This is a genomic window from Vibrio sp. 10N.286.55.E10 (assembly GCF_002872555.1).
Classification (GTDB): Bacteria; Pseudomonadota; Gammaproteobacteria; order Enterobacterales; family Vibrionaceae; genus Vibrio; species Vibrio crassostreae.
Window position 1 is genome coordinate 34,684 of record NZ_MCSD01000061.1, and the last position, 24,038, is coordinate 58,721.

At 45.5% G+C, this 24,038-nt stretch carries 22 protein-coding genes; 17 read left to right on the forward strand and 5 right to left on the reverse strand.

Translation table 11 applies throughout. From position 1 onward, the window contains the following. The first annotated feature begins 11 nt into the window (after positions 1-11). Together ubiH and BCV39_RS22760 are read left to right on the forward strand one after the other, a co-directional pair. Positions 12-1,190, forward strand: a complete 1,179-nt coding sequence (gene ubiH / locus BCV39_RS22755) for a 2-octaprenyl-6-methoxyphenyl hydroxylase (protein ID WP_102431720.1) — start codon at positions 12-14, stop codon at positions 1,188-1,190. A gap of 11 nt (positions 1,191-1,201) precedes the next feature. After that, entirely contained in the window at positions 1,202-2,425 is a 1,224-nt protein-coding gene (locus BCV39_RS22760; RefSeq protein WP_019826275.1) for an FAD-dependent 2-octaprenylphenol hydroxylase, read from the forward strand. Positions 2,426-2,521: 96 nt separating this feature from the next. Here BCV39_RS22760 and BCV39_RS22765 read toward each other — a convergent pair whose 3' ends face one another. The 3 genes from BCV39_RS22765 to ygfZ all read right to left on the reverse strand — a co-directional run bounded on the left by BCV39_RS22765 (position 2,522) and on the right by ygfZ (position 4,728). Beyond that, the gene (locus BCV39_RS22765) at positions 2,522-2,728 is read right to left on the reverse strand and encodes a DUF1107 domain-containing protein (protein WP_009847660.1); all 207 of its coding nucleotides are present in this window, start codon (positions 2,726-2,728) and stop codon (positions 2,522-2,524) included. 562 nt (positions 2,729-3,290) lie between these two features. Further along, entirely contained in the window at positions 3,291-3,752 is a 462-nt protein-coding gene (locus tag BCV39_RS22770) for a YbaK/EbsC family protein (protein WP_102431721.1), read from the reverse strand. Between the two features lie 4 nt (positions 3,753-3,756). Continuing rightward, positions 3,757-4,728 carry a tRNA-modifying protein YgfZ gene (ygfZ, locus tag BCV39_RS22775; RefSeq protein WP_102431722.1) on the reverse strand — a complete coding sequence of 324 codons (972 nt, stop codon included), beginning with the start codon at positions 4,726-4,728 and terminating at the stop codon, positions 3,757-3,759. 167 nt (positions 4,729-4,895) lie between these two features. Here ygfZ and BCV39_RS22780 point away from each other — a divergent pair, with 167 nt between their 5' ends. Further along, positions 4,896-5,156, forward strand: a complete 261-nt coding sequence (locus BCV39_RS22780; protein ID WP_004735374.1) for a succinate dehydrogenase assembly factor 2 — start codon at positions 4,896-4,898, stop codon at positions 5,154-5,156. Next, positions 5,104-5,523 (forward strand): protein YgfX, encoded by a 420-nt coding sequence (locus BCV39_RS23510; protein ID WP_347230992.1) that lies wholly within the window; start codon positions 5,104-5,106, stop codon positions 5,521-5,523. Before BCV39_RS22780 ends, BCV39_RS23510 begins: the two co-directional genes overlap by 53 nt. A 118-nt stretch (positions 5,524-5,641) precedes the next feature. Here BCV39_RS23510 and nadB read toward each other — a convergent pair whose 3' ends face one another. Next, complete coding sequence (nadB, locus tag BCV39_RS22790; RefSeq protein ID WP_019826282.1) at positions 5,642-7,258, reverse strand: L-aspartate oxidase; 1,617 nt, start codon at positions 7,256-7,258, stop codon at positions 5,642-5,644. A gap of 389 nt (positions 7,259-7,647) precedes the next feature. Here nadB and rpoE point away from each other — a divergent pair, with 389 nt between their 5' ends. From rpoE to acpS, 11 genes are all read left to right on the forward strand, one after another. Next, positions 7,648-8,226 carry an RNA polymerase sigma factor RpoE gene (gene rpoE / locus BCV39_RS22795; RefSeq protein WP_008223963.1) on the forward strand — a complete coding sequence of 193 codons (579 nt, stop codon included), beginning with the start codon at positions 7,648-7,650 and terminating at the stop codon, positions 8,224-8,226. 26 nt (positions 8,227-8,252) lie between these two features. Beyond that, the gene (locus BCV39_RS22800; RefSeq protein ID WP_048659401.1) at positions 8,253-8,876 is read left to right on the forward strand and encodes an RseA family anti-sigma factor; all 624 of its coding nucleotides are present in this window, start codon (positions 8,253-8,255) and stop codon (positions 8,874-8,876) included. Continuing rightward, a complete protein-coding gene (rseB, locus tag BCV39_RS22805) occupies positions 8,873-9,835 on the forward strand; it encodes a sigma-E factor regulatory protein RseB (RefSeq protein ID WP_048659400.1) in 963 nt (320 codons plus the stop codon). Before BCV39_RS22800 ends, rseB begins: the two co-directional genes overlap by 4 nt. Next, complete coding sequence (locus BCV39_RS22810) at positions 9,832-10,302, forward strand: SoxR reducing system RseC family protein (RefSeq protein ID WP_048605807.1); 471 nt, start codon at positions 9,832-9,834, stop codon at positions 10,300-10,302. The genes rseB and BCV39_RS22810 overlap by 4 nt, the downstream gene beginning before the upstream one ends. Before the next feature lie 137 nt (positions 10,303-10,439). Next, the gene (gene lepA, locus BCV39_RS22815; protein ID WP_048615653.1) at positions 10,440-12,233 is read left to right on the forward strand and encodes a translation elongation factor 4; all 1,794 of its coding nucleotides are present in this window, start codon (positions 10,440-10,442) and stop codon (positions 12,231-12,233) included. Positions 12,234-12,478: 245 nt separating this feature from the next. Continuing rightward, the gene (gene lepB / locus BCV39_RS22820; RefSeq protein WP_048659399.1) at positions 12,479-13,375 is read left to right on the forward strand and encodes a signal peptidase I; all 897 of its coding nucleotides are present in this window, start codon (positions 12,479-12,481) and stop codon (positions 13,373-13,375) included. Positions 13,376-13,401: 26 nt separating this feature from the next. Next, complete coding sequence (gene rnc, locus BCV39_RS22825; RefSeq protein ID WP_017059043.1) at positions 13,402-14,079, forward strand: ribonuclease III; 678 nt, start codon at positions 13,402-13,404, stop codon at positions 14,077-14,079. Beyond that, positions 14,072-15,043: a GTPase Era gene (gene era / locus BCV39_RS22830; protein ID WP_017059042.1), complete on the forward strand. Its 972-nt coding sequence runs from the start codon at positions 14,072-14,074 to the stop codon at positions 15,041-15,043. The genes rnc and era overlap by 8 nt, the downstream gene beginning before the upstream one ends. Before the next feature lie 102 nt (positions 15,044-15,145). Next, the gene (recO, locus tag BCV39_RS22835; RefSeq protein ID WP_048659398.1) at positions 15,146-15,874 is read left to right on the forward strand and encodes a DNA repair protein RecO; all 729 of its coding nucleotides are present in this window, start codon (positions 15,146-15,148) and stop codon (positions 15,872-15,874) included. Next, complete coding sequence (pdxJ, locus tag BCV39_RS22840) at positions 15,871-16,608, forward strand: pyridoxine 5'-phosphate synthase (protein WP_048664490.1); 738 nt, start codon at positions 15,871-15,873, stop codon at positions 16,606-16,608. The genes recO and pdxJ overlap by 4 nt, the downstream gene beginning before the upstream one ends. Positions 16,609-16,686: 78 nt before the next feature. Next, positions 16,687-17,067 carry a holo-ACP synthase gene (gene acpS / locus BCV39_RS22845; RefSeq protein WP_017059039.1) on the forward strand — a complete coding sequence of 127 codons (381 nt, stop codon included), beginning with the start codon at positions 16,687-16,689 and terminating at the stop codon, positions 17,065-17,067. A 105-nt stretch (positions 17,068-17,172) separates the two neighbouring features. Here acpS and barA read toward each other — a convergent pair whose 3' ends face one another. Further along, complete coding sequence (barA, locus tag BCV39_RS22850) at positions 17,173-19,986, reverse strand: two-component sensor histidine kinase BarA (RefSeq protein ID WP_102431723.1); 2,814 nt, start codon at positions 19,984-19,986, stop codon at positions 17,173-17,175. Between the two features lie 165 nt (positions 19,987-20,151). On the opposite strand from barA, the gene rlmD reads away from it, so the two are divergent. Beyond that, the gene (gene rlmD / locus BCV39_RS22860; RefSeq protein ID WP_048659394.1) at positions 20,152-21,471 is read left to right on the forward strand and encodes a 23S rRNA (uracil(1939)-C(5))-methyltransferase RlmD; all 1,320 of its coding nucleotides are present in this window, start codon (positions 20,152-20,154) and stop codon (positions 21,469-21,471) included. Positions 21,472-21,606: 135 nt separating this feature from the next. Next, on the forward strand, positions 21,607-23,829 hold the full coding sequence (gene relA / locus BCV39_RS22865; protein WP_055319624.1) for a GTP diphosphokinase: 2,223 nt from the start codon (positions 21,607-21,609) through the stop codon (positions 23,827-23,829). Positions 23,830-24,038: the final 209 nt, after the last annotated feature.

Consider the following 24,038-nt stretch of genomic DNA (forward strand, 5'->3'; position numbering starts at 1 on the left):
TTGAGGTTATGATGGCTCAATATGATGTTGTAATTGCTGGTGGTGCAATGGCGGGGGCGACGTTAGCCCTTGCTCTGAACCGCCTAAGCCAAGGCTCGTTGTCGATTGCGGTGGTTGAGCCTTATCAGGTTGATCATCAAGCTCATCCTGGGTTTGATTCTCGTTCGATCGCTTTGTCTTATGGCACGGTACAGATCCTTGACTCTCTGCACCTGTGGCAATCTATCGCTCCGGTAGCGACCCCGATTAAAGATATCCATGTATCGGATCGTGGGCATGCAGGGATGACGGATATCTATAGTGAAGAACTGGCTGTAGATGCACTTGGCTATGTAGTCGAGTTAGCCGATGTTGGTCGAATTTATCAGCAGAAGCTGGAATCAGAAGCGGCAATTACGATGTTGTGTCCGGACTCGGTAGCGAAAGTTGAGCGAAGTGAGTCACTGACAACTATCGAACTCAACAGTGGGCAAACCATAACGACTAAGTTACTGGTTGCGGCTGACGGTGCAATCTCAACCTGTTGTCAGCAACTCAATATCCCACTGAATGAACATGACTTTGAACAGGTTGCTGTGATTGCCAATATCGTGGCGAGCGAACCCCATCAAGGTCGCGCATTTGAGCGCTTTACCCATCATGGGCCAGTCGCTCTATTGCCGATGAGTGATAACCGTTTGTCTCTGGTTTGGTGTTTACCGCCGGAGCAAATCGATAAAGTTATGGCTTTTAACGACGACGAATTCCTTGAGCAGCTTCAGAGCGATTTTGGTTGGCGACTTGGCCGATTAGAGAAAGTCGGCAAGCGTGCGAGCTATCCACTGATTCTTCGTCACCGACAGCAAAATATCTCTCATCGATTTGCCATTGTTGGTAATGCTGCTCAAACGCTTCACCCCATTGCGGGGCAAGGCTTTAACCTAGGTATCCGAGACGTGGCTTCCTTGGCAGAAGAGTTGTGTACTCAGTTGGATGATGTGGGTCGTTACCGTGGTCTTGTTAACTTTAGAAAACGTAGAGAACAAGATAGAGACGCAACGATCACGTTGACTTCAAGCCTAGTTCACCTGTTCTCAAACGATTTTATGACCGCTCGCATTGGGCGTAATCTTGGGTTAGCCGTAATAGATAACCTTCCACCACTTAAAGGTCCACTTTTGCGTCATACGCTTGGCCTAGTAGAAAGATAAGGTAATAAATAATGATGCAAAGTGTTGATATCGCGATTGTTGGTGGTGGCATGGTTGGCTTAGCGCTTGCTGCTGCCCTGAAAGACAGTGACCTAAGAATTGCTGTCATTGAAGGTAGAGCTCCCAGTGAAGGGCTTAGTGAGCTGCCTGACGTACGTGTATCCGCGTTGAGTCGTTCTAGTGAAGTGATTCTTCGCAACTTAGGTGCATGGCAAGGTATCGAACAAAGACGTGCAGCACCGTATCAAGCGATGGAAGTGTGGGAGCAAGACAGCTTTGCCCGTATTGAGTTTGACTCGACACGCTTGGCTCAGCCGAACTTGGGTCATATCGTTGAAAACCGTGTGATTCAATTAGCGCTGCTTGATCAGGTTAAGAAGCAAGACAACGTCAGCCTGTATATGCCCGCAACGTGTAAAACGATGGCGATTGGTGAAAGTGAAGCTTGGTTAACATTGGACAATGGTCAAGCACTGACAGCTAAGTTAGTTGTTGGAGCAGACGGCGCAAACTCTTGGGTTCGTAAGCAGCAAGATATCCCATTAACACATTGGGATTACGGACACAGTGCGATTGTCGCGAACATCAAAACCACAGAGCCGCACCACAGCGTTGCTCGTCAAATATTCACACCTCAAGGCCCATTGGCATTCCTACCAATGCAACCAAGCCACATGAGCTCGATTGTTTGGTCTACGGAACCAAATCGTGCCGAGAAGTTGGTATCCATGTCGGATACTGATTTTAATAAGCAGCTAACGGCAGAGTTCGACTCAAAGCTTGGATTATGCGAAGTGGTTGGTGACCGTTTTGCATTCCCACTACGCATGCGTTATGCACGTGACTTTGCGGTAGAGCGTGTGGCTTTGGTTGGTGATGCTGCTCATACCATTCATCCATTAGCGGGGCAGGGCGTTAACCTTGGTCTATTAGACGCAGCAAGCTTAGCACAAGAGCTGTTAAAGCTATGGACTGCGGGTGAGGACATTGGCACCAAGCGTAATCTTCGCGGCTACGAGCGCTGGAGAAAAGCAGAGGCGGCGAAAATGATTGCTTCAATGCAGGGCTTTAAAGATCTGTTTGAAGGCGATAACCCAGCTAAGAAGCTGATTCGTGGTATCGGTATGAAGCTAGCAGGTCAATTACCGGGTGCGAAAGATGAGATCATGAAGCGCGCACTGGGTTTATCTGGCAATCTTCCTGACTTAGCTAAGCGCCCAGTGACTCATCGATAGTGACATAGTGTTCTGGTGATTTGTCTAATCATTGGGATGAAAAAAGGGTTGGCATGATGCCAACCCTTTTTGTTTTTAATTCTGTAGATAATCAGGTCATGCGTACGCGCAGCGCAGTTTCATGATTTCACTATTTATTTCTTTCACTGTTTGAAAGTGACGCTTTTCTGCTCGGTCTGGTAGCACTAGCTTACCGTTATCAAACTCAAATTTTCCTACGCCGTAAATGTAGATTCGTCCTTTGAAAAGTCGACTTACATGTTTAGCTATCATACTCGGTGTATAGCGCTTAAACAGTCTCATTTTTTATTATCCTTATATTTACCTAGCCTGCATATTATAGAAAAACTCCGAGATAATAATTGTGATAAGCATGGAGTAATATGCAGTAGAGTTGACGTTAATTAGATATTTGTGCTGTTCTAAGCACTTTCTTCAGTAAATATCTATTTTTACGTGAGCTCCTCCCCAAAATAATACTGAGTAGTGAACTGACGTGAACTTTCCTGTTCGGTATTAAGCAGTGATAATGTTACAAGTATAAGAATAGGCGGGATTTTTTTGTTTGTGTAATCAAATTGTAAATTTCTGACAAAAAAAAGCCCGTCTAAAACGGGCGAATAGTCACAGATGCATTACACAAAAGTGGATACTGATATTACTCAGTGGATTCACTTGTACTGATTTGCTTAATAGCTAGTCAGTAAATTCACAATAACGCAAATTTAACTTTGTGACTACTTATGCTTTTATTTTGAGTAACTATTTACTAATGGTGTGTTCTTCTTATGACGAAGTTCACACAAAAAATGTACTCAATGAAATATTCAAATGAAGTTTGCGAAGCATGATCTGATCGAAACGATCATCGACTGATATCTGCGACGGTCGGTGCACATAACGCCATAAGATCTTCGAGATCAAGTGCGACGCCAGCCATTCGAACACCCGAGCTAATGGTTACGGTCGAGTTGTTCTGAATGGAAGGATCAAAAATGATCGGCATGTGTCTCTTGAGAGCGAGCGGACCAACGCAACCCACTTTAAAGCCAGTGATCGCTTCAACATCAGTGAGCGACACGCAGGTCATCCGACGGCAATTCAGCACCGAGCGTACTTTCTTGGGGTCGACAGAACGATCGCCAGCAGTACAGGCCAGTGCATACTGATTACCCATATCCTTGAGCAGGATGCACTTGACCATTTGAGATGGGTCGATGCCTCGCTCTTGCGCGGTTTCTTCGATGCTGGTGGTGGGTTTACTTTGCATCAGCAGGCGATACTTCACCTGCTGTTGATCCAGCCATTGTGTAATCAGTGTTTCCACGTGGTTACTCGTCTTCGAGGCTGTAAGGCAGTGGCAGGATATTCCACCCTTGATCAGGCTGCGCAGTCAATCGAAGCTGAACATCGTCATCCAGGTTGTTTGGTAATACTATTAAACCAATCGCTTGGTTATCAGCAAATTGATATACGTTTAATAGTCGGCCTGCGCCACGCCAGTTTTCACCAACACTACGCTCTAGTTCAATAGGATTCTCTAGAGACAATACGTCCGCAGTTGTGCCCGACACAATGCGCATCTCACGCTTGTTCATGCCACGATACTTGGCACGAGCAACCGTTTCTTGACCTGTGTAACAGCCTTTTGAAAAGCTGATACCGCCAATCGCTTGCAGGTTAAGCGCTTGAGGGATGTGTTCGTTTTGCTCTGCTTTCGATAGGTGAGGCTGAGCATCAATAATTTCATGATACTGCCATAACGCTTCTGATACTTTCTCCGCAGCGCTGTTTGATACCAAGGCTTCAGCGGCTTCTTCTGTAACAAGTAAAGCCCAGCGGTTGTCTGATACTAAAACGGCCGTACCGCCAGAAATCACACGTACATTACCTTGGCTTACTGAAATCGAATCAATGTATTGATTTGCAGACGCGCCGATCACACCGATAACAACGTCAGACGTTTGCTCGATATCGACCTTAGAGAACACGGCGTACTTTTTGATTTCAACGAGCTCGACTTCAATCGCAGATTTAGGTTGCATGAGTGCGTAGCCACCGTTGTGGTGGAACAAACGAAAGATACTCCATACCTTTCCTTTTGCATCACAGTGCGCGCCTAATGTGGATTCATCATTAGGAAGAGTCACCACGTCGCACGTTACTTGACCTTGCAGGTACGACTTTTTGTCATCGCCTATCATGGTGATTGCACTCCAGTCTGACACGTGTGTCATCATCAGTTCTGGAAGCGATTCATTTTGTGTATGAGCGAGTGGCTGAAATGTGTTTTTCCAATCCATTTTATCTTTCCTAAGAATTTTATTTGGCTCTATGTTAATCCGGTTCTGTTTCTTTGTCAGCTTAGGTTTTTTTGTGAGCTGAGATAGGGACTGTGACTCACATAGTAGTTGCAGGGCGTATGACTTGTTACACTCCGAGAAAGAAAAATTATAGGTGAGGATAGCCAATGTACACTGCAGAGCAGAAAGCACGAATTAAATGGGGTTGCCGTCGCGGCATGTTAGAACTTGATGTAGTCATCATGCCATTTTTCGAAGAGTGTTTTGATTCATTGCAAGAGCAGGAACAGCGCGAGTTTGTTTCTCTACTAGAGTGTGATGACCCAGATTTGTTTACTTGGGTGATGGGACACGGACGCAGTGAAAACCTAGGTCATGCATCAATGGTTGATAAAATTGTCGCACACAACCTCAGCAAGGTTCGTTAAGCTCCAGCTTAACCCTTCATATTCCGCATTATTCACAAAAGGCACTGTTTTCGGGTGCCTTTTGTTTTTCATCGTCCTATCTTCTATTCCACTTGCCGCTAGCCTTTATTGTTTAGCACTGCTGATCCATCTGTTTAAAACTAACCATCTGATTTTGAATAGTGCTCATGGTCGTTTTGATTATAAAGAAGATGGTGAGATCCGATTGAATGACCGACGTTATATTCTAAAGTCCGTGGATAAGATCTGGGCGCAGTTCTTTGTTAAATTGCAGTTTGAGTGTGGGTACTCGGTATTGCTTTGGCGCGACAGCTGTTGCGAGAATGAATATCGTCACTTTCTGGCAAACTTACAACGAGCGTGCTAGGTCAGCCAAAGTATTAGATAAAAGAAAGCATTAGACAAAAGAAAAGGGAGCACTCGGCTCCCTTTCGTTTAATTACTTTTCGCTGACGACTAATTAGCTAAGCACGCTTAACCCATAATTATGATTGGCGCTTTTCTGGCGTCAGAATCGTTGGGCCGCTGTCTTCTGCAAGTTCTGGATAGTCCAACGTGTAGTGTAGGCCGCGGCTCTCTTTACGTTGCATTGCACAGCGAACCATTAGCTCAGCCACTTGTAGCAAGTTACGCAGTTCTAATAGGTTATTCGAAACTTTGAAGTAGCTGTAGTACTCATGAGTCTCTTGCTGCAACATCTGAATACGGCGCAGTGCTCGTTCAAGGCGCTTATCCGTTCGAACAATGCCCATGTAATCCCACATGAATAGACGTAGCTCGTGCCAGTTGTGCTGAATGATAACTTCTTCATCACTGTTGGTTACTTGGCTTTCATCCCATGCAGGCAGTTCAGCACACAATTGAGATTGGTCGATGTTCTCAACGATATCTTTTGCTGCTGCCCATGCGTAAACCACACACTCAAGCAGTGAGTTAGAAGCCATACGGTTTGCACCGTGCAAGCCGGTATAGCTCACTTCGCCAATCGCATACAAGTTAGTCAGGTCGGTTTGACCTTGCTTATTAACCATGACACCACCACAAGTGTAGTGAGCGGCAGGTACGATAGGGATTGGCTCTTTGGTCATATCGATGCCCAAGTCCATCAAGCGAGTATGGATCATTGGGAAGTGCGTTGTGATGAATTCTTCAGGCTTGTGGCTGATATCAACATACATGCAGTCGGCACCCAAGCGCTTCATTTCGAAGTCAATTGCCCGAGCAACCACATCACGTGGAGCCAGCTCACCGCGCTCATCGAAGTCCTTCATAAAACGAGAACCATCTGGGCGGCGCAAGTAAGCACCTTCACCACGCAGTGCTTCCGTCAGTAGGAAGTTACGCGCTTCTGGGTGGAATAAACAAGTTGGGTGGAACTGATTGAACTCAAGGTTTGCCACACGACAACCCGCACGCCAAGCGATAGCAATACCATCACCTGAGGAGACATCTGGGTTAGAGGTGTATTGGTAAACCTTTGAAGCGCCGCCTGTTGCTAATACAACAAATTTAGCGCGCACGGTTTCAACGTGTTCTTGGTTACGGTTCCAAATGTAGGCACCGATCACCTTGTCTTTTGAACCACCAATCTTATCTTCAGTGATCAAATCCAGCGCATTGTGGCGCTCGAAGATCTCGATATTTGGGTGGTTGTTGACGTTATCTTGTAGTGAGGTTTGCATCGCCATGCCCGTTGCATCGGCAGCGTGCAGAATTCTGCGGTGACTGTGGCCACCTTCACGAGTGAGGTGATATTTTGGTTGGCCTTCTGTGCTGTTTTCATCTTTATCAAATGGAACACCACCATCAATCAGCCATTGCACACACTCTTTCGCATTTTCAGCAATGAATTGAACTGTATCTTCTTCGCATAACCCAGCCCCAGCAATTTGAGTATCCTCTACATGAGACTCAATACTGTCCGACTCATCGAACACCGCGGCGATACCACCTTGTGCGTAATACGTCGATCCTTCGCTGCGTGGTCCTTTGCTTAATACAATTACTTTTGCATGTTCTGCTACGCGTAAGGCTAATGACAAGCCTGCCGCACCACTTCCTACCACTAATACATCACACTGATGTTCACGGTTTGCGTTCATAAAACTTATTAAATCCCGGGCTATAGTCGAGTTGTCCACTCTCAATTGACTTTGTCTTGTTTTAGGAGTTTGGGTAAGACTGTTATAATCTCTCCAGAGTCATCCTTAAACGCTATGCAAAATCAATATATAGACAGCTATCTAGAAATATTTAATTGCTCAATACCATTGCTTTTGCTCAAGTTTCCCCAAATTGATAGGGATAGCTATTTTTATTACATCACATTGTGAAACAATAATGGCAAATAATTTTAAGAAAGTTGGAACTTTCGGTATTTGGCTTAGTCACAATAGTGCTCTTGTAGACGGTGGTGTCAATACTACATTTCGCATAATTAGTACCCATATCTGCGAAGGTAAGGGTTATAACAATAGGAGTACCCGCTCGAATGAACGAGCAGCTAACCGATCAAGTGTTGATTGAGCGAGTTCAGAGTGGAGATAAGCAGGCATTTAACTTACTAGTGGTTAAGTATCAAAACAAAGTTTGTAATCTTATCTCTCGATACGTGAATAATTCCGGTGATGTACCTGATGTAGCACAAGAAGCTTTTATTAAAGCTTACCGCGCGATACCTAACTTTCGTGGCGAGAGTGCCTTCTATACATGGTTGTACCGAATTGCCGTGAACACCGCTAAAAATCATATCGTTGCCCAAAGCCGTAGGCCGCCAGCAACCGATGTAGATGCAGAAGATGCAGAATATTACGAAACAGGCAGCGCGTTAAAAGAAATATCGAACCCTGAGAACTTAACGCTGTCAAAAGAATTGAAACAAGTCGTTTTTGGAGCGATTGAAGCGTTACCAGAAGACTTAAAAACTGCAATGACGTTGCGTGAGCTCGAAGGTTTGAGCTACGAAGAGATTGCAGAAGTAATGGATTGCCCTGTAGGAACCGTACGTTCGCGTATTTTCCGAGCTCGTGAAGCAGTGGAAAAGAAAATCAAACCTCTTTTGCAACGCTAGAACTTGTAATAATTATGGTGAAAATAATGGCTGATAAAGAAAAGCTTTCGGCACTCATGGATGGTGAAACGATCGATAAAGCTCTCATTGTAGATCTTGAATCTGATCAAGAAAGCATGGATACCTGGCAGAGTTACCATTTAATTGGTGATGTTATGCGTGGGGATGCGCCAGAAACTCAAGATTGGAACATTGCTAACAATGTGGCAGCAGCGCTTGAAGCTGAGCCTGCACATAGTGCAATGCCGAACCTGCACCAAGTGAATGTTGAACCTACTGTTGCTCCAATTGAAGAGCAGCCTAAACCTCAGCAAGCGAAGCGTCAGCTTCCGGCTTGGTTACAACAGTTTGGACAAGTTGCCGTAGCAGCGTGTGTTTCATTGGCGGTTGTATTAGGTGTTCAACAATATGGTGGCAGCGACCCTGCAGCTCCAGAGCAGTTGCCTGTACTCCAGACGATTCCATTTGCGGGTTCTGCGGAACCAGTAAGTTTAACGCGTGACTCTGTTGAGAAGCCGGCATCGGAAGCTAACTTGCAAGAGCAGCGTAAACGCGTTCATGCAATGCTAGAAGATTATGAGCTTCAGCTAAGACTAAACAGTGATGCATCGCCAATGCAAGATGCACATCTAGAATCGGACATTGAATGAAGAAAATCCTGGTCAGTGCACTGACACTGTTCAGCTTGATGTCTCCAACAGCCTTTGCAGAGGAAACCACTGCAAAGGCCTTGTTGCATCAAATGAACGAGGCCAGTCAGCATCTAAATTACGAACTCTCCTACATATTGATAAAGAAGAGCAGTATTGAACCTCTTGTTTATCGCCATGCAGTTAACGACGACCAACAACTTGCACACCTTGTTTACCTAAGCGGCCCTGTTCGTGAAGTCATTCGACGTGGCAATGAAGTTAGCTACATCGAACCGGGTACAGAGCCATTTACGATTCAGTCTGGCAGTATGGTTGCACCTGTTATTCCGATGATTAATAGAGATATCGAATCACTGAATCAGTACTACGACTTCGTAAAAGTTGGGCGCTCTCGTGAAGCGGGCAGCACTACTCAAGTACTGCGGGTCGTGCCGAAAGATGGCCTTCGCTATTCTTACGTGGTTTGGGTAGACGAGAAAACAAGCCTTCCTTTGCGTGCCGACCTTTTGGACCGTGATGGCGAAGTGCTTGAACAGTACCGCACGATCTCTTACGTGGTGAACGACAAGATTGCTGAGGCGATGGGTGGCTTGAACCAAGCTCAATTACCAAAAGTCTTATCACTGCCGGAAGGCTTAGTGAGTGAAACTAACTGGCAAGCGTCTTGGATTCCTGAAGGGTTTAAGTCAAAAGAGCTTAGCCGCTATCAAATGGCTGCGACCGATAAAATGGTTGAAAGTCAGCTTTTCAGTGATGGATTGTTTAGCTTTTCGGTTTATATCGCCGATAAAGACGAGCATTCATTGAAAGGGCAATTGGTACGCCAAGGACGCAGAACCTTACACAGCTTAGTGATTGGCGATAAAGAAATTTCTGTGGTTGGTGATATTCCGCCAGCAACCGCCAAACGTATTGCTCAATCAGTTACGTTTAATAAATTGGAACCAGCGCAATGATGACCGCGCTGGCGACCGTTAGCTCGGTTGAACAAAAAGGTAAGCAATATTTTGTTCAACTGAGCTGCGAGCAACAAACCAGTTGCAGCAGTTGTTCTTCTCAAAAAAGCTGCGGAACAGGTATTGTGACTAAGGCTGTTGGCAATAAATCTTTGTTTTGGCAGCTTAAAACCAAAAGCTTAGTCAAAGCAGGACAAATCGTAGAAATTGGCTTTCCAGAAAAAAGCCTACTTCAGTCGGCGGCGATCGTTTATCTGATCCCACTTTTCATGTTGATGATTGGTGCTGGTTTTGGACAACTCTTGTTGCAACCCTTACTTCAAGGGGGCGAGGGCATTGTTATCTTAAGTGCAGCACTGTTTACTGCTGGTGGGATTGCCTTAGCGAAGCGGTTAGCCAAACCCATGGAAGACAAATCTAAGCAAGAAGTCGTCTTGATTCGAATCCTTGGTGAGTCTCTCGTCTAATTTATGATGCTTCTTGCCCTTAAATTGGGTAGAATCTGCCAACTTGATTGAAATGCCGCCACCAATGCTGACTGTAGATTGGACGTGTCGCGGCTTTCTTATTATCCCTATTCAAAGAGTTTAGTCACACCAAGCCTATGAAGCACATTCGTAATTTTTCGATTATCGCCCACATCGACCACGGTAAGTCGACCCTTTCTGACCGCTTAATCCAAGTTTGTGGAGGATTAAGTGAACGTGAGATGGCAGCTCAAGTCCTCGATTCTATGGATATAGAACGCGAGCGTGGTATTACAATTAAAGCGCAGAGTGTGACTTTAGATTACAAAGCTAAAGATGGTGAAACTTACCAACTTAACTTTATCGACACTCCTGGACACGTAGACTTCTCTTACGAAGTATCTCGTTCTCTAGCGGCTTGTGAAGGCGCACTACTTGTAGTGGATGCAGGCCAAGGTGTTGAAGCACAAACTCTAGCAAACTGTTACACAGCAATCGAAATGGAGCTGGAAGTAGTGCCAATCTTGAACAAGATTGACCTACCAGCTGCTGAACCAGAGCGTGTTGCTGAAGAGATCGAAGAGATCGTTGGCATCGATGCGATGGAAGCGACTCGCTGTTCTGCTAAAACAGGTTTAGGCGTAGATGATGTTCTAGAAAACATCGTAACGGCTATCCCACCACCGGAAGGTGATCCTGAAGCGCCTCTACAAGCGTTGATCATTGACTCTTGGTTCGATAACTACCTTGGCGTAGTTTCTTTGGTTCGTATTAAAAACGGTAAGCTGAAGAAGAACGACAAGATTCGAGTAATGTCGACAGACCAAGTTTGGGGTGTTGACCGTCTAGGTATCTTCACGCCTAAGCAAATCGACACGACAGAGCTAAATACTGGCGAAGTAGGTTGGGTTGTTTGTGGTATTAAAGACATCCTAGGTGCACCAGTTGGTGATACGTTGACGCTTGCAAAAGGCGGCAGCACTGAACGTCTGCCTGGTTTCCAAAAAGTGAAGCCTCAGGTATACGCAGGTCTATTCCCTGTATCATCTGATGACTACGAAAACTTCCGTGACGCGTTAGGCAAGCTAAGCCTGAACGATGCGTCATTGTTCTTTGAACCAGAAAGTTCAGCAGCACTTGGTTTTGGTTTCCGTTGTGGCTTCTTAGGCATGCTTCACATGGAGATCATCCAAGAGCGTCTAGAGCGTGAATACGACCTAGACCTAATCACGACTGCACCAACAGTAGTGTATGAAGTTGTAAAAACAGATAAAACGGTTCTTTACGTTGATAGCCCGGCTAAACTGCCAGCGGTTAATGACCTAGAAGAAATTCGTGAACCAATTGCACGCTGTAATATCCTGGTACCTTCGGATTACCTAGGTAATGTAATCACACTGTGTGTAGAGAAGCGTGGCGTACAAGTAGACATGGTTTACCACGGTAATCAAGTTGCTGTGACGTACGATCTTCCTATGGCTGAAGTAGTTCTCGACTTCTTCGACCGTCTGAAGTCAACGTCTCGCGGTTACGCATCATTGGATTACAACTTCCAACGTTACGAGCCATCAAACATGGTACGTGTAGACGTACTGCTGAATGGCGAAACGGTTGATGCTCTAGCGATCATTACGCACAAAGATATTGCTCAGTCTCGTGGTCGTCTACTGGTAGAGAAGATGAAAGAATTCATCCCTCGTCAGATGTTCGATATCGCGATTCAAGCAGCGATTGGTAACCACATCATTGCTCGTTCTACAGTAAAACAACTGCGTAAGAACGTAATCGCAAAATGTTACGGTGGTGATATCAGTCGTAAGAAGAAACTTCTTAAGAAACAAAAAGAAGGTAAGAAGCGTATGAAGCAGATCGGTAACGTTGAACTGCCTCAAGAAGCATTCTTAGCAATTCTTCATGTTGGTAAAGACTAGGTATCAATCGCACTAACTATCTGCTGAATATTACTGGTTAAAATCGTTTATTTCTTTGTTGCAAAGATTGCAATTAGGCCCACTAGTCACTGCACTTTGCGCCTCGAACTAAACGATTTTTCCTGCGTAATCTTCCCAGCATTTAGTCAGCATGATTGATACAAATTAGAAATATTAAGCAGAGTGAAAGAGTTATGCTCTTTCACTTTCGTTATTTTTAAAGAAATGAAATTTAAGGGATATCAATGGCTAATACATTTTCGCTTATCTTAGTGATCGTAACTCTAGTGACCGGCATTGTATGGGCGTTGGAAAAGTTTGTGTGGGCGAAGAAGCGCCAGCAAAAGCTTGCTGACGTTGAAGCACAATCGAATGGCCTAGACGCTGAAACCAGCGCAAAAGTTACGGCTCAGCCTTGGTGGGTTGAGAACAGTGTGTCCATTTTCCCGGTAATTGCATTTGTTTTGATCTTGCGTTCATTCATCTATGAACCGTTTCAAATCCCATCAGGCTCGATGATGCCAACCCTTTTGGTTGGTGATTTTATCTTGGTAGAGAAGTACGCGTACGGTCTAAAAGACCCAGTATGGCGCACTCAATTGGTAGAAACAGGCAAGCCAGAACGCGGTGATTCAATCGTATTTAAGTACCCACCTCAGCCAAACATCGACTACATTAAGCGTGTTGTTGGTATGCCAGGTGACACTATTCGCTACAGCAGTCGTAAAGAGATCTGTATTCAGGCGAAGGGTACAAGTAGCTGTGAACCAGTGAAACTAAGTCACGTTGAAGAGAGCCAATTTATTCAAGATGGTGTGCCTCTGATTCAGCTGAATGAACAGCTTGGAGATGTTGAGCACCAAATTTTAGTTAACCCATTACGCCGTGATCGTGTGCAAGCATATCAGCCTCGCAATGGTGTTAACGAGTGGGTCGTTCCAGAAGGCCAGTACTTTGTGATGGGTGATAACCGTGATAACAGTGCTGATAGCCGTTACTGGGGCTTTGTCCCTGAAGCAAACCTTGTTGGTAAGGCCGTTGCTATTTGGATAAGCTTCGAATTCGAACGCGGTTCAGACAGTGTACTTCCAACATGGATTCCTACTGGTGTGCGTTTTAATCGCATCGGTGGGATTCATTAATCGATCAATTAACACATCGAGAGAGCATGAATTCTCCAATTGATAAACTAGAGAGAAAGATTGGCTATCAGTTTAATGATGCCGATCTTATCCACTTGGCGCTGACTCACCGCAGCGCCGCAGGTAAACATAATGAACGTCTTGAGTTTCTGGGCGATTCAATTTTAAGTTTTGTTATCGCTGATGATCTTTACCACCGTTTCCCTAAAGTAAACGAAGGTGATATGAGCCGCATGCGTGCAACATTAGTACGTGGTCATACATTGGCAGAACTAGGTCGTGAATTCGAACTAGGAGATTACTTAAAATTAGGTCCAGGTGAGTTGAAGAGTGGCGGTTTCCGTCGTGATTCTATTCTAGCGGATGCGGTTGAAGCGATCATCGGTGCTGTCTATTTAGATAGTGATACCGAGACGGTTCGCGGCATTATTTTAAGCTGGTACCAATCTCGCCTAGATGCTATTCAGCCTGGAGTATCTCAAAAAGATCCGAAAACTCGCCTACAAGAGTTTTTGCAAGGTCGAAGAAATCCTCTGCCTGTCTACACAGTGACTAATATTAAAGGTGAAGCACACAACCAAGAGTTTACGGTTGAGTGTGAAGTGGCAGGTGTGGATAAACCTGTTATCGGTAAAGGCACTAGCCGCCGCAAGGCAGAACAAGCGGCTGCTGAAACAGCATTAGAGCAACTAAGCAATGTCTGATAACAACCAAGATTTCGATATCGATGCATTCTTTTCATCTGATAGCAAAAAAACAGGCCTACCGGAAAACCAACACTGTGGCTTCATCGCTATTGTCGGTCGCCCAAACGTAGGTAAGTCGACGCTTCTGAACCATATTCTGGGTCAGAAGATTTCTATTACATCACGTAAACCACAGACGACACGTCACCGTATTATGGGCGTTGAAACTGAGGGTGATTACCAAGCGATCTTTGTTGATACTCCTGGACTTCATATTGAAGAAAAGCGTGCAATTAACCGCTTGATGAACCGTGCGGCGAACAGTTCATTGAGTGATGTGAACCTAGTATTCTTCCTTGTTGATGGTACTCACTGGACTGACGACGATGAGATGGTTCTGAACAAACTGAAGAAGACTGACTTCCCAGTTGTACTTTGTATCAACAAAGTAGATAACGTTCAAGACCGTACTAACGTGATGCAGCACATGATGGAAGTCTCTAAGAAGATGGACTTCATTGACGTTGTGCCAATCTCAGCGAAGCAAGGTAAAAACATTGATGTACTGCGTAAGCACGTACGTGAACATTTACCTAAAGCGACACACCATTTCCCTGAAGAGTATGTGACGGATCGCTCGCAACGTTTTATGGCATCTGAAATTATCCGTGAAAAGCTGATGCGTTTTACGGGTGACGAACTACCTTACTCGGTAACGGTTGAAATCGAACGTTTCGATTACAACCCAGATAACGATGGCTTCCACATCAATGCACTGATTCTTGTTGAGCGTACAGGTCAGAAGAAAATGGTGATTGGTAAAGCGGGCGAGAAGATCAAAACGATTGGTCGTGAAGCGCGTATCGATATGGAAGAACTGTTCGGCCGTAAGGTTTACCTAGAGACTTGGGTCAAGGTTAAATCTGGCTGGGCTGATGATGAGCGTGCACTTCGCTCGTTAGGCTACATCGACGATCTATAATATATTGAACGTCACTTTCTGAGATTAAGAAAGTTGAACTGAAGATAAATCCAAGAGAGAGTGCGAACTCTCTCTTTTTGTATCTGTAATAAGGGTAAGTGATTGAGCGAAGGGTTACAGCGATGCTTTGTGTTGCACCGTCGACCATATAGTGAGTCGAGCCTGATCTTGGACGTCTTCAGTGAAGAGTTCGGTCGGGTGACGTTGATGTCTAAAGGTGCTCGCAGCAAGCGTTCCAATTTGAAAGGTGCACTACAACCATTTACGCCACTACTGCTTAAGTGGTCTGGTAATGGTTCGATGAAAACCTTACGCCAAGCTGAACCTATTAGCTTGGGGCTTCCTCTCGCCGGTATCAATCTGTATTCAGCCATGTATGTGAACGAGTTAATTGGTCGCGTATTGATGGCTGAAGTGCCGATGCCAGCACTTTTTCACGACTATCTTCATGCTTTAACAGAGCTGGCGCATAATGAAAACCCTGAGCCAGCACTGCGTCGCTTTGAGTTGGCTCTATTATCCGCTATGGGTTACGGCGTCGACTTTTTACACTGCGCGGGTACTGGCGAAGCGATTGATCCGAGCATGACTTATCGCTATCGAGAGCAGAAAGGTTTCATCGCTTCGGTGCGTCGAGACAACCTTACTTTTATGGGCGATGAACTAATCGCAATCAGTGAACGTAGGTTTATCACTAAAGAGCAGTTAAAAGCGGCAAAACGCTTTACACGCATAGCCTTAAAGCCGTATCTTGGCGGCAAACCATTAAAAAGTAGAGAGCTATTTATGCCAACAATAGCCCTCTCTAGAGCACGGAGTATTGGAAAATGAGCTCAATCCTTTTAGGCGTTAATATCGACCATATTGCAACACTACGTAATGCACGTGGTACTAAATACCCAGATCCAGTACACGCAGCTGAAATTGCTGAACGTGCGGGTGCTGACGGTATTACTATTCACCTGCGTGAAGACCGTCGTCATATCGTTGACCGCGATGTGCGTATTCTAGCTGAAACACTTCAAACTCGTATGAATTTGGAGATGGCAGTAACGGACGAGATGGTTCAAATTGCCCTCGATACTAATCCTGAGTTTGTTTGTCTGGTTCCAGAGAAGCGTGAAGAGCTGACCACTGAAGGTGGCTTGGACGTGGTTGGTCAACTTGAAAAGATCAAAGCGGCGACGGAAAAACTGTCTGCTGCTGGCATTAAAGTATCTCTGTTTATCGATGCTGACCGTGAGCAAATCGATGCAGCAAAAGCGTGTGGCGCACCGTTCATTGAACTGCACACTGGCCATTATGCCGATGCTAAAACAGAAGAAGACCAACAAGACGAGCTGAAAAAGATTGCTGCAGGCGCAAGCTACGCGGACGATCTTGGTATCACAGTCAATGCGGGTCATGGTCTGACTTACCACAACGTCGCACCGATTGCGGCTCTTCCAGAGATCTACGAGTTGAACATCGGCCACTCAATCATGGGACGTGCAGTGTTTGATGGTTTGAACAAAGCCGTTGCAGACATGAAAGCCGTGATGGAAACAGCACGCAACAACGCTTAGTTTTCTAAACAGTAAGCGTTAAGTCTTAAGCGACTAATTAGTAGAATTAATAGATAGAAGTTTGGTAATAGGGTAAACATGGCTGTTGTTGGATTAGGTACAGATATCGCAGAAATTGAACGTGTTGAAAAGGCATTGTCACGAAGTGGTGACGCTTTTGCTCAGCGTATTTTGACCGATTCTGAATTTGAAGTATTCCAGCAACTGAAGCAAAAAGGGCGTTACCTTGCAAAACGTTTTGCTGCCAAAGAAGCGGCATCTAAGGCGTTAGGCACGGGGATCGCGCTGGGTGTGACCTTCCACGACTTTGAGATTTCAAACGATGAGCATGGTAAGCCAGTTCTGAGCCTGCATAAAAAAGCGCGTGAAATCGCAGAGGCGAATGGCACAACATCGATTCATCTGACTATCTCGGATGAGCGTCACTACGCTGTGGCAACGGTATTACTCGAATCGTAAACAGATTATCGCTACTTTATATCTAGTGCTCTTGGCTCTAGACAGAAAAAAGCAGAGCTTGTGAGCTCTGCTTTTTTATTGCCTTGAGTTTGAGGCTAAATCAATCTAGTCACTAGTTGGTTTCAAGTAGTGAATGGCCGTCGCTTGAACCTTATCTAGCTCATCTTGAAGCTCGAAAAGCTCCGGCTCAATGTCTTCAACAGAAGTACCAGAACGCAGCTCTTTCTCTATCGTCGCACATACCGACTTTAGCCTTGGTACGCCACTGTACGAACTGCTGCCATGCATCTTGTGGATAATGTGTATCAGCTCTTCAACTGGGTAGCCACTGTCTTCTATCGCTTTGTCTGCTGCCTCATAAACCTCCGGAATAAAGTCGACAAGCATTTGCAGCATATCGCGTGCGAGGTCTTCTTTATTGGCGGCTTGTCTCATCGCAGCTTGCCAATCAATGATGATGTTTTTGTGCACGCTGGCTTCAGTTTCTGACACTGGACCGTTATCGATTTCAGCAGAAACAGCAGGGTGGTCTGGATCTATTTTTTCGATGTGCTCAACCTCAGAGGTTGGGCTCCAATGAATCAGTACCTGCTGTAAAACATGCTCTTCAATGGGTTTGGTTAGATAGTCATCCATGCCCGCTTCGAGTAGTCGGTCACGTTCGCCAATCATTGCATGCGCGGTCACGGCAATCACAGGTGTGTTCGCATTATTAGCTAGCTTCTTAATGTTCTTACAAGCCGTCACACCGTCCATCTGTGGCATTTGAATATCCATGAAGATGATATCAAATTGAGTATCTGTCGCCTTGTCTATCGCCTGCTGACCACTGGTACAACTGATGACGGTTTCTACACGTTCTTTTAGCAACGCAGTGATCAGTTTAAGGTTGGCAGGGTTGTCGTCGACCGCCAATACAGTAAGCGGAAGCTTCTCTTCTGAGTGTGTTTCAATCGCTGGTGCAATCAAGGTTGGCGCCTGATTCGATACCAGAGTTTGCAGTAACTTCTTGCGAGAAAGAGGTTTAGTGATGCATTGAACATCGACCTCTTTCATTAGTTGCTCACCCAACGCTAGCTCGGTACTTGGTGTACCAATAATCACGTTTTGGGCAATCTTCTTCGCACCAATTGCCCAACCACTCACGGTATCAAATTGATATTCTTGGTTGGCGGCTAGGTTAAGCAAAACGTAGTCATACGAGGTGGTCTCGTCTGGCATTACTGAACGATACGTTACCACTAAGCCTTCTTGGGTTAGGATTTGCTGAGTAATCGATGCCGCTTGCATGTTTGGTTCGATCAGCAGCAGTTGTTTGTCTTGTAGACACTGAGTCTCAATCAGCTCTGTCATTGGCATATCAGTCGTTGATAGTCTCAACGTAAACCAGAAGGTTGACCCTTGATGTAGACGACTGGTTAGGCTGATCTCTCCGCCCATTTGGCTGACCAGTTTTTGGGTTATAACTAGACCTAAGCCTGTACCACCATAACGACGAGAGATACTTGCGTCGGCTTGGCTGAAGGCTTGGAACAGCTGAGCTTGTTGACGCTCCGAAATACCAATACCCGTATCGCGAACCATGAATTGCAGCTCAATGTTGTCTTCGCTTTGTGAGCGAAGCTCAACGCTGATATCAATGTTGCCGCGCTCGGTAAACTTGATTGAGTTGCCGACTAGGTTGGTCAGGATCTGTTGAATACGCAGTGGATCGCCCACTACGCCTGGCGGTACTTTAGGATCGATCTTCAGTGTCAGCTCAAGGCCTTTCTCATGAGCGTTGGTTGCTTGAAGGTTTACTACCTCTTCAAGGCTAGCTTGGAATTCAAATGGGATGTTTTCTAGAGCCAGTTTACCGGCTTCAAGTTTCGAAAAGTCCAAGATATCGTTGATGATGCTGAGCAGGTTGTTTGCCGATCGTTCAATGGTTTGTAGGTAATCGGTTTGGCTGTTCGATAGGTGAGTCTTAAGCATTTGACGAGTGAAGCCAATCACACCATTCAAAGGTGTTCTTAGTTCGTGAGACATATTCGCCAGGAATTCAGACTTAACACGAGCTGCTTCTTGAGCTCGTTTCTTCGCTATGTCTAACTCAACGTTTTGAATCTCTAATTGCTCAAGGGTTTCTCGCAAGTCTGATGTGGCTTGGTCGATACTGTGCTGCATCTCGACGTGATACTCTGACAACGATACCGCCATCGCGTTGATGCCGTTTTTCAGTGAGTCTAGCTCACCATGCATTTTGCCTTCGATACGTACATCTAGGTGGCCTCGACGAATTCGGTCGACCATGTTCTTCATGTGTGTGATCGGCTGGGTTACGTCATGCATCAAGCGGAAAGCAAAGACACCAGACAACCCAAGCCCGAGAATCAGAACTAAGAAGGCAGAGAACACTTCTTGATATTGCTGCAATCGAAGAGAAGATAGGTCTAATTCAATCGCAATATAACCGATCGCTTGGTTGGCTTGAGACTGACCGTTGGCTGAATTGATGTATTGGCCTTCGGCTATGATCGGCGTCCGCAGAATCAGTGTGTTATCGAGTAAATCAGAAGAACTTAAATGCGGAATCGGTTTATCTTTTGGATAAGTCAGGCTTTCAAAGTCGGGGTGGAAGTTTGAGGTTACAAACAATTCATGACGTTCATCAAACACCGCGATACTACGCACCAGCTTAGAATTCTTTCGATGCGCATAGCTAATAAGCTGACGAACAGACTCTCGACTTTCGAGCTTCATGCCTGATTCACTCGCAATCGCAAGTGGCTCAATGATGCTAGTACCAGTGTTAACCACTTGCCCCTCAAGGTCTTGATAGCGGTTAAATGAGAAAAATGCACTCAATAGCAACCCAATAATCAGGGTTGGAGCTAGAGTTAAGGTAATTACACGGGCTCTTAAGCCATATCTGGTCATGTTCTTTAATTACATCGAGGTCTGGATATGGGAAAATAACGCACACAATGGCGGTTAAGTGAACGGTAAGCTTAATCAAAGCCGTGACGTTCGACAATGATTCCAAGACATAATAGTGAGTCCTGGATACCAATTACTTATTAAAAGATACATTAGGCACAAGCAATGGCACGTTTTTTCCAACCAAAAAAGAAAACTCAACTCGAGACCAAGCATCAATCGGTTTTGGTTGAACGAATGGATCACAATGGCGCTGGCATCGCTTATCAGAAGAATAAACCGGTTTTCATTGATGGCGCATTGCCAGGTGAGCAGGTGGTCATTCAACTTACTGAGAGCAAAAGTAAGTTTTCGCGAGCAAAGCTCATCAAATTGTTGAAGCCGAGCGAGCAGCGTTTAAAGCCATTTTGTAAACACTTTAATCAGTGTGGTGGTTGTCACCTTCAGCATCTCGGTTATTCTTCTCAGGTTGAGCATAAATCGCAATCTCTTACGCACCTGATGAGCCAATACCAAACGGCTAATACTGAAGTTGCACAACCTATTATTGGTGATGAAACCGGTTATCGACGTCGCGCACGTATCAGCCTATTTGTTGATAAGAAGACACAGCAGCTTCAATTCGGTTTCCGTAAGAAGCAGAGTAAGCAGATTGAAAACATCACCGACTGTGCCGTGCTTGATCCTCGCCTTAATGTATTGCTTCCAAAACTGAAAAATTTACTCAACACTTTCAACAGCCTTACGTCTTTAGGACACGTTGAATTGGTATTGGGCGATACTGGCCCTGTTATGGTGCTACGTCACCTTAAGCCTTTGGTTGAAAAAGATGAACAAGCGCTGATTGCATTAGCAAAAGAAGAAGGCGCGACGCTGTACTCAATGCCTGAAACCGATAAGTTGGTTCGTTTGGTTGGTGATGCACCAGCCTATAGCGAAACTGGCGTGACGTTACCGTTTGAGCCAAACCACTTTATCCAAGTAAACCAGAAGGTTAACCAGCAGATGGTGGCTCAAGCGATTGAATGGTTAGAACCTAAAGCGGATGAGCGAGTGCTAGATCTGTTTTGTGGCTTAGGTAACTTCAGTCTACCTATCGCTCAACAATCGGCGTTTGTGGTTGGTGTTGAAGGTGTCGATGAGATGGTTCAGCAGGCCACATTGAATGCCCAATTGAACCAGTTGAGTAACACCGAGTTTTACCAAGCGAACCTTGAAGAAGACTTATCTACACAAGCTTGGGCAAAAGAGAAATTTGATAAAATCTTACTGGACCCAGCTCGTGCTGGAGCGAGTGGTGTTGTTGATCAAATTTCAGCGTTAGGAGCGAAGCGTGTGGTTTATGTTTCGTGTAATCCTGCTACTCTAGCTAGAGATTCAGAGAGCTTAGAAAAGCAAGGCTACCAATTAGCCAAACTTGGTATGTTGGATATGTTCCCACACACCAGCCATTTAGAATCGATGGCTCTCTTTATCAAGGCTTAAAGGCCCGTAAATAAGGCTTAAAAATGAATGACAAAGGCGCAGGGACACCTGCGCTGATATCAATATGGTCGAACTAACTTGGAACCAGTTAGTCATATTGAATTGGGTATAAAACATAATAACTAGGAAGGCATGATGGTTGCGGTACGAAGCGCACATTTAAACCCAAGCGAACAGTTTGAGCTAGAAAGTTGGATTGCGTCACTGAATCAAGACGCAAAAACCTCGAATAAACTGATCAAGGTTTATCGTCACTGTGAAGAGCTATTAAAAGATCACGAGCAAGCATCGCTCTTGCTTTGGCGTGGCCGCGAGATGATCGAAATCTTGGTTACGCTGTCCATGGACCGTGCCACTTTAATTGCCGCGCAACTTTTCCCCGTCGTCTCAAGCGGCGTTTTTGAGCGCGAAGCGTTTGAAGAAAGCTACGGTAAAGAAACCGTAAAGTTGATTGATGGCGTTGAAGAAATGGCGGCCTTGGGCCAGCTAAACGTAACCCTTGAAGGCAGTGCTGCCTCGGGCCAAGTTGATAACGTTCGTCGTATGCTACTGGCGATGGTAGATGATTTCCGCTGCGTAGTTATCAAACTCGCTGAGCGAATCTGTAACCTTATTGAAGTAAAAAAAGCGCCTGATGCTGTACGTCGCGCGGCAGCAAAAGAGTGTTCTAACATTTACGCTCCGCTCGCTAACCGTTTAGGTATTGGTCAGCTTAAGTGGGAAATCGAAGATTACGCATTCCGCTACCAGCAGCCAGACACCTACAAGCAGATAGCTAAACAGCTGTCTGAGCGTCGTATCGTACGTGAACAATACATCACCGATTTCGTTGACGACTTAACGGCTGAAATGAATCGTTCAAGCATCAATGCGGAAGTGAGCGGTCGACCAAAACACATCTACAGTATCTGGCGTAAGATGCAGAAGAAAGGCTTGGACTTCGATGAGCTTTTTGACGTGCGAGCGGTACGTATCATCGCAGATCAGCTTCAAGACTGTTATGCCGGTCTAGGTGTGGTTCATACCAAATACAAACATCTACCAAGTGAATTTGATGACTATGTGGCGAACCCTAAGCCAAATGGTTACCAATCGATTCACACGGTGGTTCTGGGCCCAGAAGGCAAGACCATTGAGATTCAGATCCGTACCAAGCAAATGCACGAAGACTCTGAGTTGGGTGTGGCTGCGCATTGGAAGTACAAAGAAGGCGCTTCGAGTGGACGCAGTGGTTACGACGAGAAAATCACTTGGTTGCGTAAACTTATCGATTGGCAAGAAGAGATGTCGGATTCTGGCGAGATGCTGGATGAAGTTCGTAGCCAGGTATTCGATGATCGCGTATATGCCTTTACACCGCGTGGTGATGTGGTCGATTTACCTATGGGTGCAACCCCGTTGGATTTCGCTTACCACATCCACTCGATGGTTGGACACCGCTGTATCGGTGCCAAAGTAGCAGGCCGTATCGTCCCATTCACTCATAAATTATCGATGGGTGATCAGGTTGAAATTATCACTCAGAAAGAGCCGAACCCATCTCGTGATTGGCTGAACCCAACCACAGGCTTCGTTCACTCTGGACGTGCTCGTGCGAAAATCAACGCTTGGTTCCGCGCGCAAAGTCGTGAGAAGAACCTAGAAGCGGGTCGTGACATTCTTGAGGTTGAATTAGCGAAGGTTGGTGCAACTCTAAAAGATGCCGACCAATACGCGCTAAGACGCTTTAACGTAAACACGCCAGATGAGCTTTATGCTGGTATCGGCAGTGGCGACTTGCGCATTAACCAAGTGGTTAATCACATCAATGCGTTGGTCAACAAGCCTACGGCGGAAGAAGAAGACAAGAAAGCGCTAGAGAAACTGCTTGAGTCGGAAAACAAGCCAGCACAACAGAGTCGTCCAAAGAAAGACGCGGTAGTGGTTGAGGGCGTTGATAACTTAATGACGCACCTAGCTCGTTGCTGTCAGCCAATCCCTGGTGATGTGATTAAAGGTTACATCACTCAAGGTCGTGGTATCTCAGTTCACCGTGCTGACTGTGAACAGTTGAGTGAGCTAAGCCTGCACGCACCAGAGCGTATTATTGATACAGTCTGGGGCAATGGCTTCGTCGGTTCTTACATCCTAACGCTGCGTGTTGAAGCACTGGAGCGTAATGGCTTGCTGAAAGACATCACCTCACTGTTCTCGAACGAGAAGATCAGCGTGACCACAATGAAGAGCCGCATCGACTATAAACGTCAGCTATCGGTAATGGATTTCGATTTGGAAGTGACCAATATTGAGATTCTGAGTCGAGTGACGAGCCGAGTAGAGCAGATCAAAGATGTCATGTCGGTTAAACGCCTAGGCTAACTTTCACGTTGCATTAGTCACTTTTACTGCGTTAACTGCGCTTTCTTGTTCCATCACATAGGCGAGCTATGCTCAGGAATCGCGAAAGCTTGTTGCCTTGTTAAAGTAACAACTGCTTAGTGAAAGATGCGGAATTTAGAGAATTAGACAGTATCAAGAAAGGTGAGTGGTTTTAGCTGCTCGCCTTTTTTAGTTTTAACAGAAGTATT

Excerpts from the sequence above, each read along its gene's own strand:
- ubiH (WP_102431720.1), top strand. The coding sequence starts at position 12 with ATGGCTCAATATGATGTTGTAATTGCTGGTGGTGCAATGGCGGGGGCG.
- BCV39_RS22760 (WP_019826275.1), top strand. The coding sequence starts at position 1,202 with ATGATGCAAAGTGTTGATATCGCGATTGTTGGTGGTGGCATGGTTGGC.
- BCV39_RS22765 (WP_009847660.1), bottom strand. The coding sequence starts at position 2,728 with ATGAGACTGTTTAAGCGCTATACACCGAGTATGATAGCTAAACATGTA.
- ygfZ (WP_102431722.1), bottom strand. The coding sequence starts at position 4,728 with ATGGATTGGAAAAACACATTTCAGCCACTCGCTCATACACAAAATGAA.
- BCV39_RS22780 (WP_004735374.1), top strand. The coding sequence starts at position 4,896 with ATGTACACTGCAGAGCAGAAAGCACGAATTAAATGGGGTTGCCGTCGC.
- BCV39_RS23510 (WP_347230992.1), top strand. The coding sequence starts at position 5,104 with ATGCATCAATGGTTGATAAAATTGTCGCACACAACCTCAGCAAGGTTC.
- nadB (WP_019826282.1), bottom strand. The coding sequence starts at position 7,258 with ATGAACGCAAACCGTGAACATCAGTGTGATGTATTAGTGGTAGGAAGT.
- rpoE (WP_008223963.1), top strand. The coding sequence starts at position 7,648 with ATGAACGAGCAGCTAACCGATCAAGTGTTGATTGAGCGAGTTCAGAGT.
- BCV39_RS22800 (WP_048659401.1), top strand. The coding sequence starts at position 8,253 with ATGGCTGATAAAGAAAAGCTTTCGGCACTCATGGATGGTGAAACGATC.
- rseB (WP_048659400.1), top strand. The coding sequence starts at position 8,873 with ATGAAGAAAATCCTGGTCAGTGCACTGACACTGTTCAGCTTGATGTCT.
- BCV39_RS22810 (WP_048605807.1), top strand. The coding sequence starts at position 9,832 with ATGATGACCGCGCTGGCGACCGTTAGCTCGGTTGAACAAAAAGGTAAG.
- lepA (WP_048615653.1), top strand. The coding sequence starts at position 10,440 with ATGAAGCACATTCGTAATTTTTCGATTATCGCCCACATCGACCACGGT.
- lepB (WP_048659399.1), top strand. The coding sequence starts at position 12,479 with ATGGCTAATACATTTTCGCTTATCTTAGTGATCGTAACTCTAGTGACC.
- rnc (WP_017059043.1), top strand. The coding sequence starts at position 13,402 with ATGAATTCTCCAATTGATAAACTAGAGAGAAAGATTGGCTATCAGTTT.
- era (WP_017059042.1), top strand. The coding sequence starts at position 14,072 with ATGTCTGATAACAACCAAGATTTCGATATCGATGCATTCTTTTCATCT.
- pdxJ (WP_048664490.1), top strand. The coding sequence starts at position 15,871 with ATGAGCTCAATCCTTTTAGGCGTTAATATCGACCATATTGCAACACTA.
- acpS (WP_017059039.1), top strand. The coding sequence starts at position 16,687 with ATGGCTGTTGTTGGATTAGGTACAGATATCGCAGAAATTGAACGTGTT.
- barA (WP_102431723.1), bottom strand. The coding sequence starts at position 19,986 with ATGACCAGATATGGCTTAAGAGCCCGTGTAATTACCTTAACTCTAGCT.
- rlmD (WP_048659394.1), top strand. The coding sequence starts at position 20,152 with ATGGCACGTTTTTTCCAACCAAAAAAGAAAACTCAACTCGAGACCAAG.
- relA (WP_055319624.1), top strand. The coding sequence starts at position 21,607 with ATGGTTGCGGTACGAAGCGCACATTTAAACCCAAGCGAACAGTTTGAG.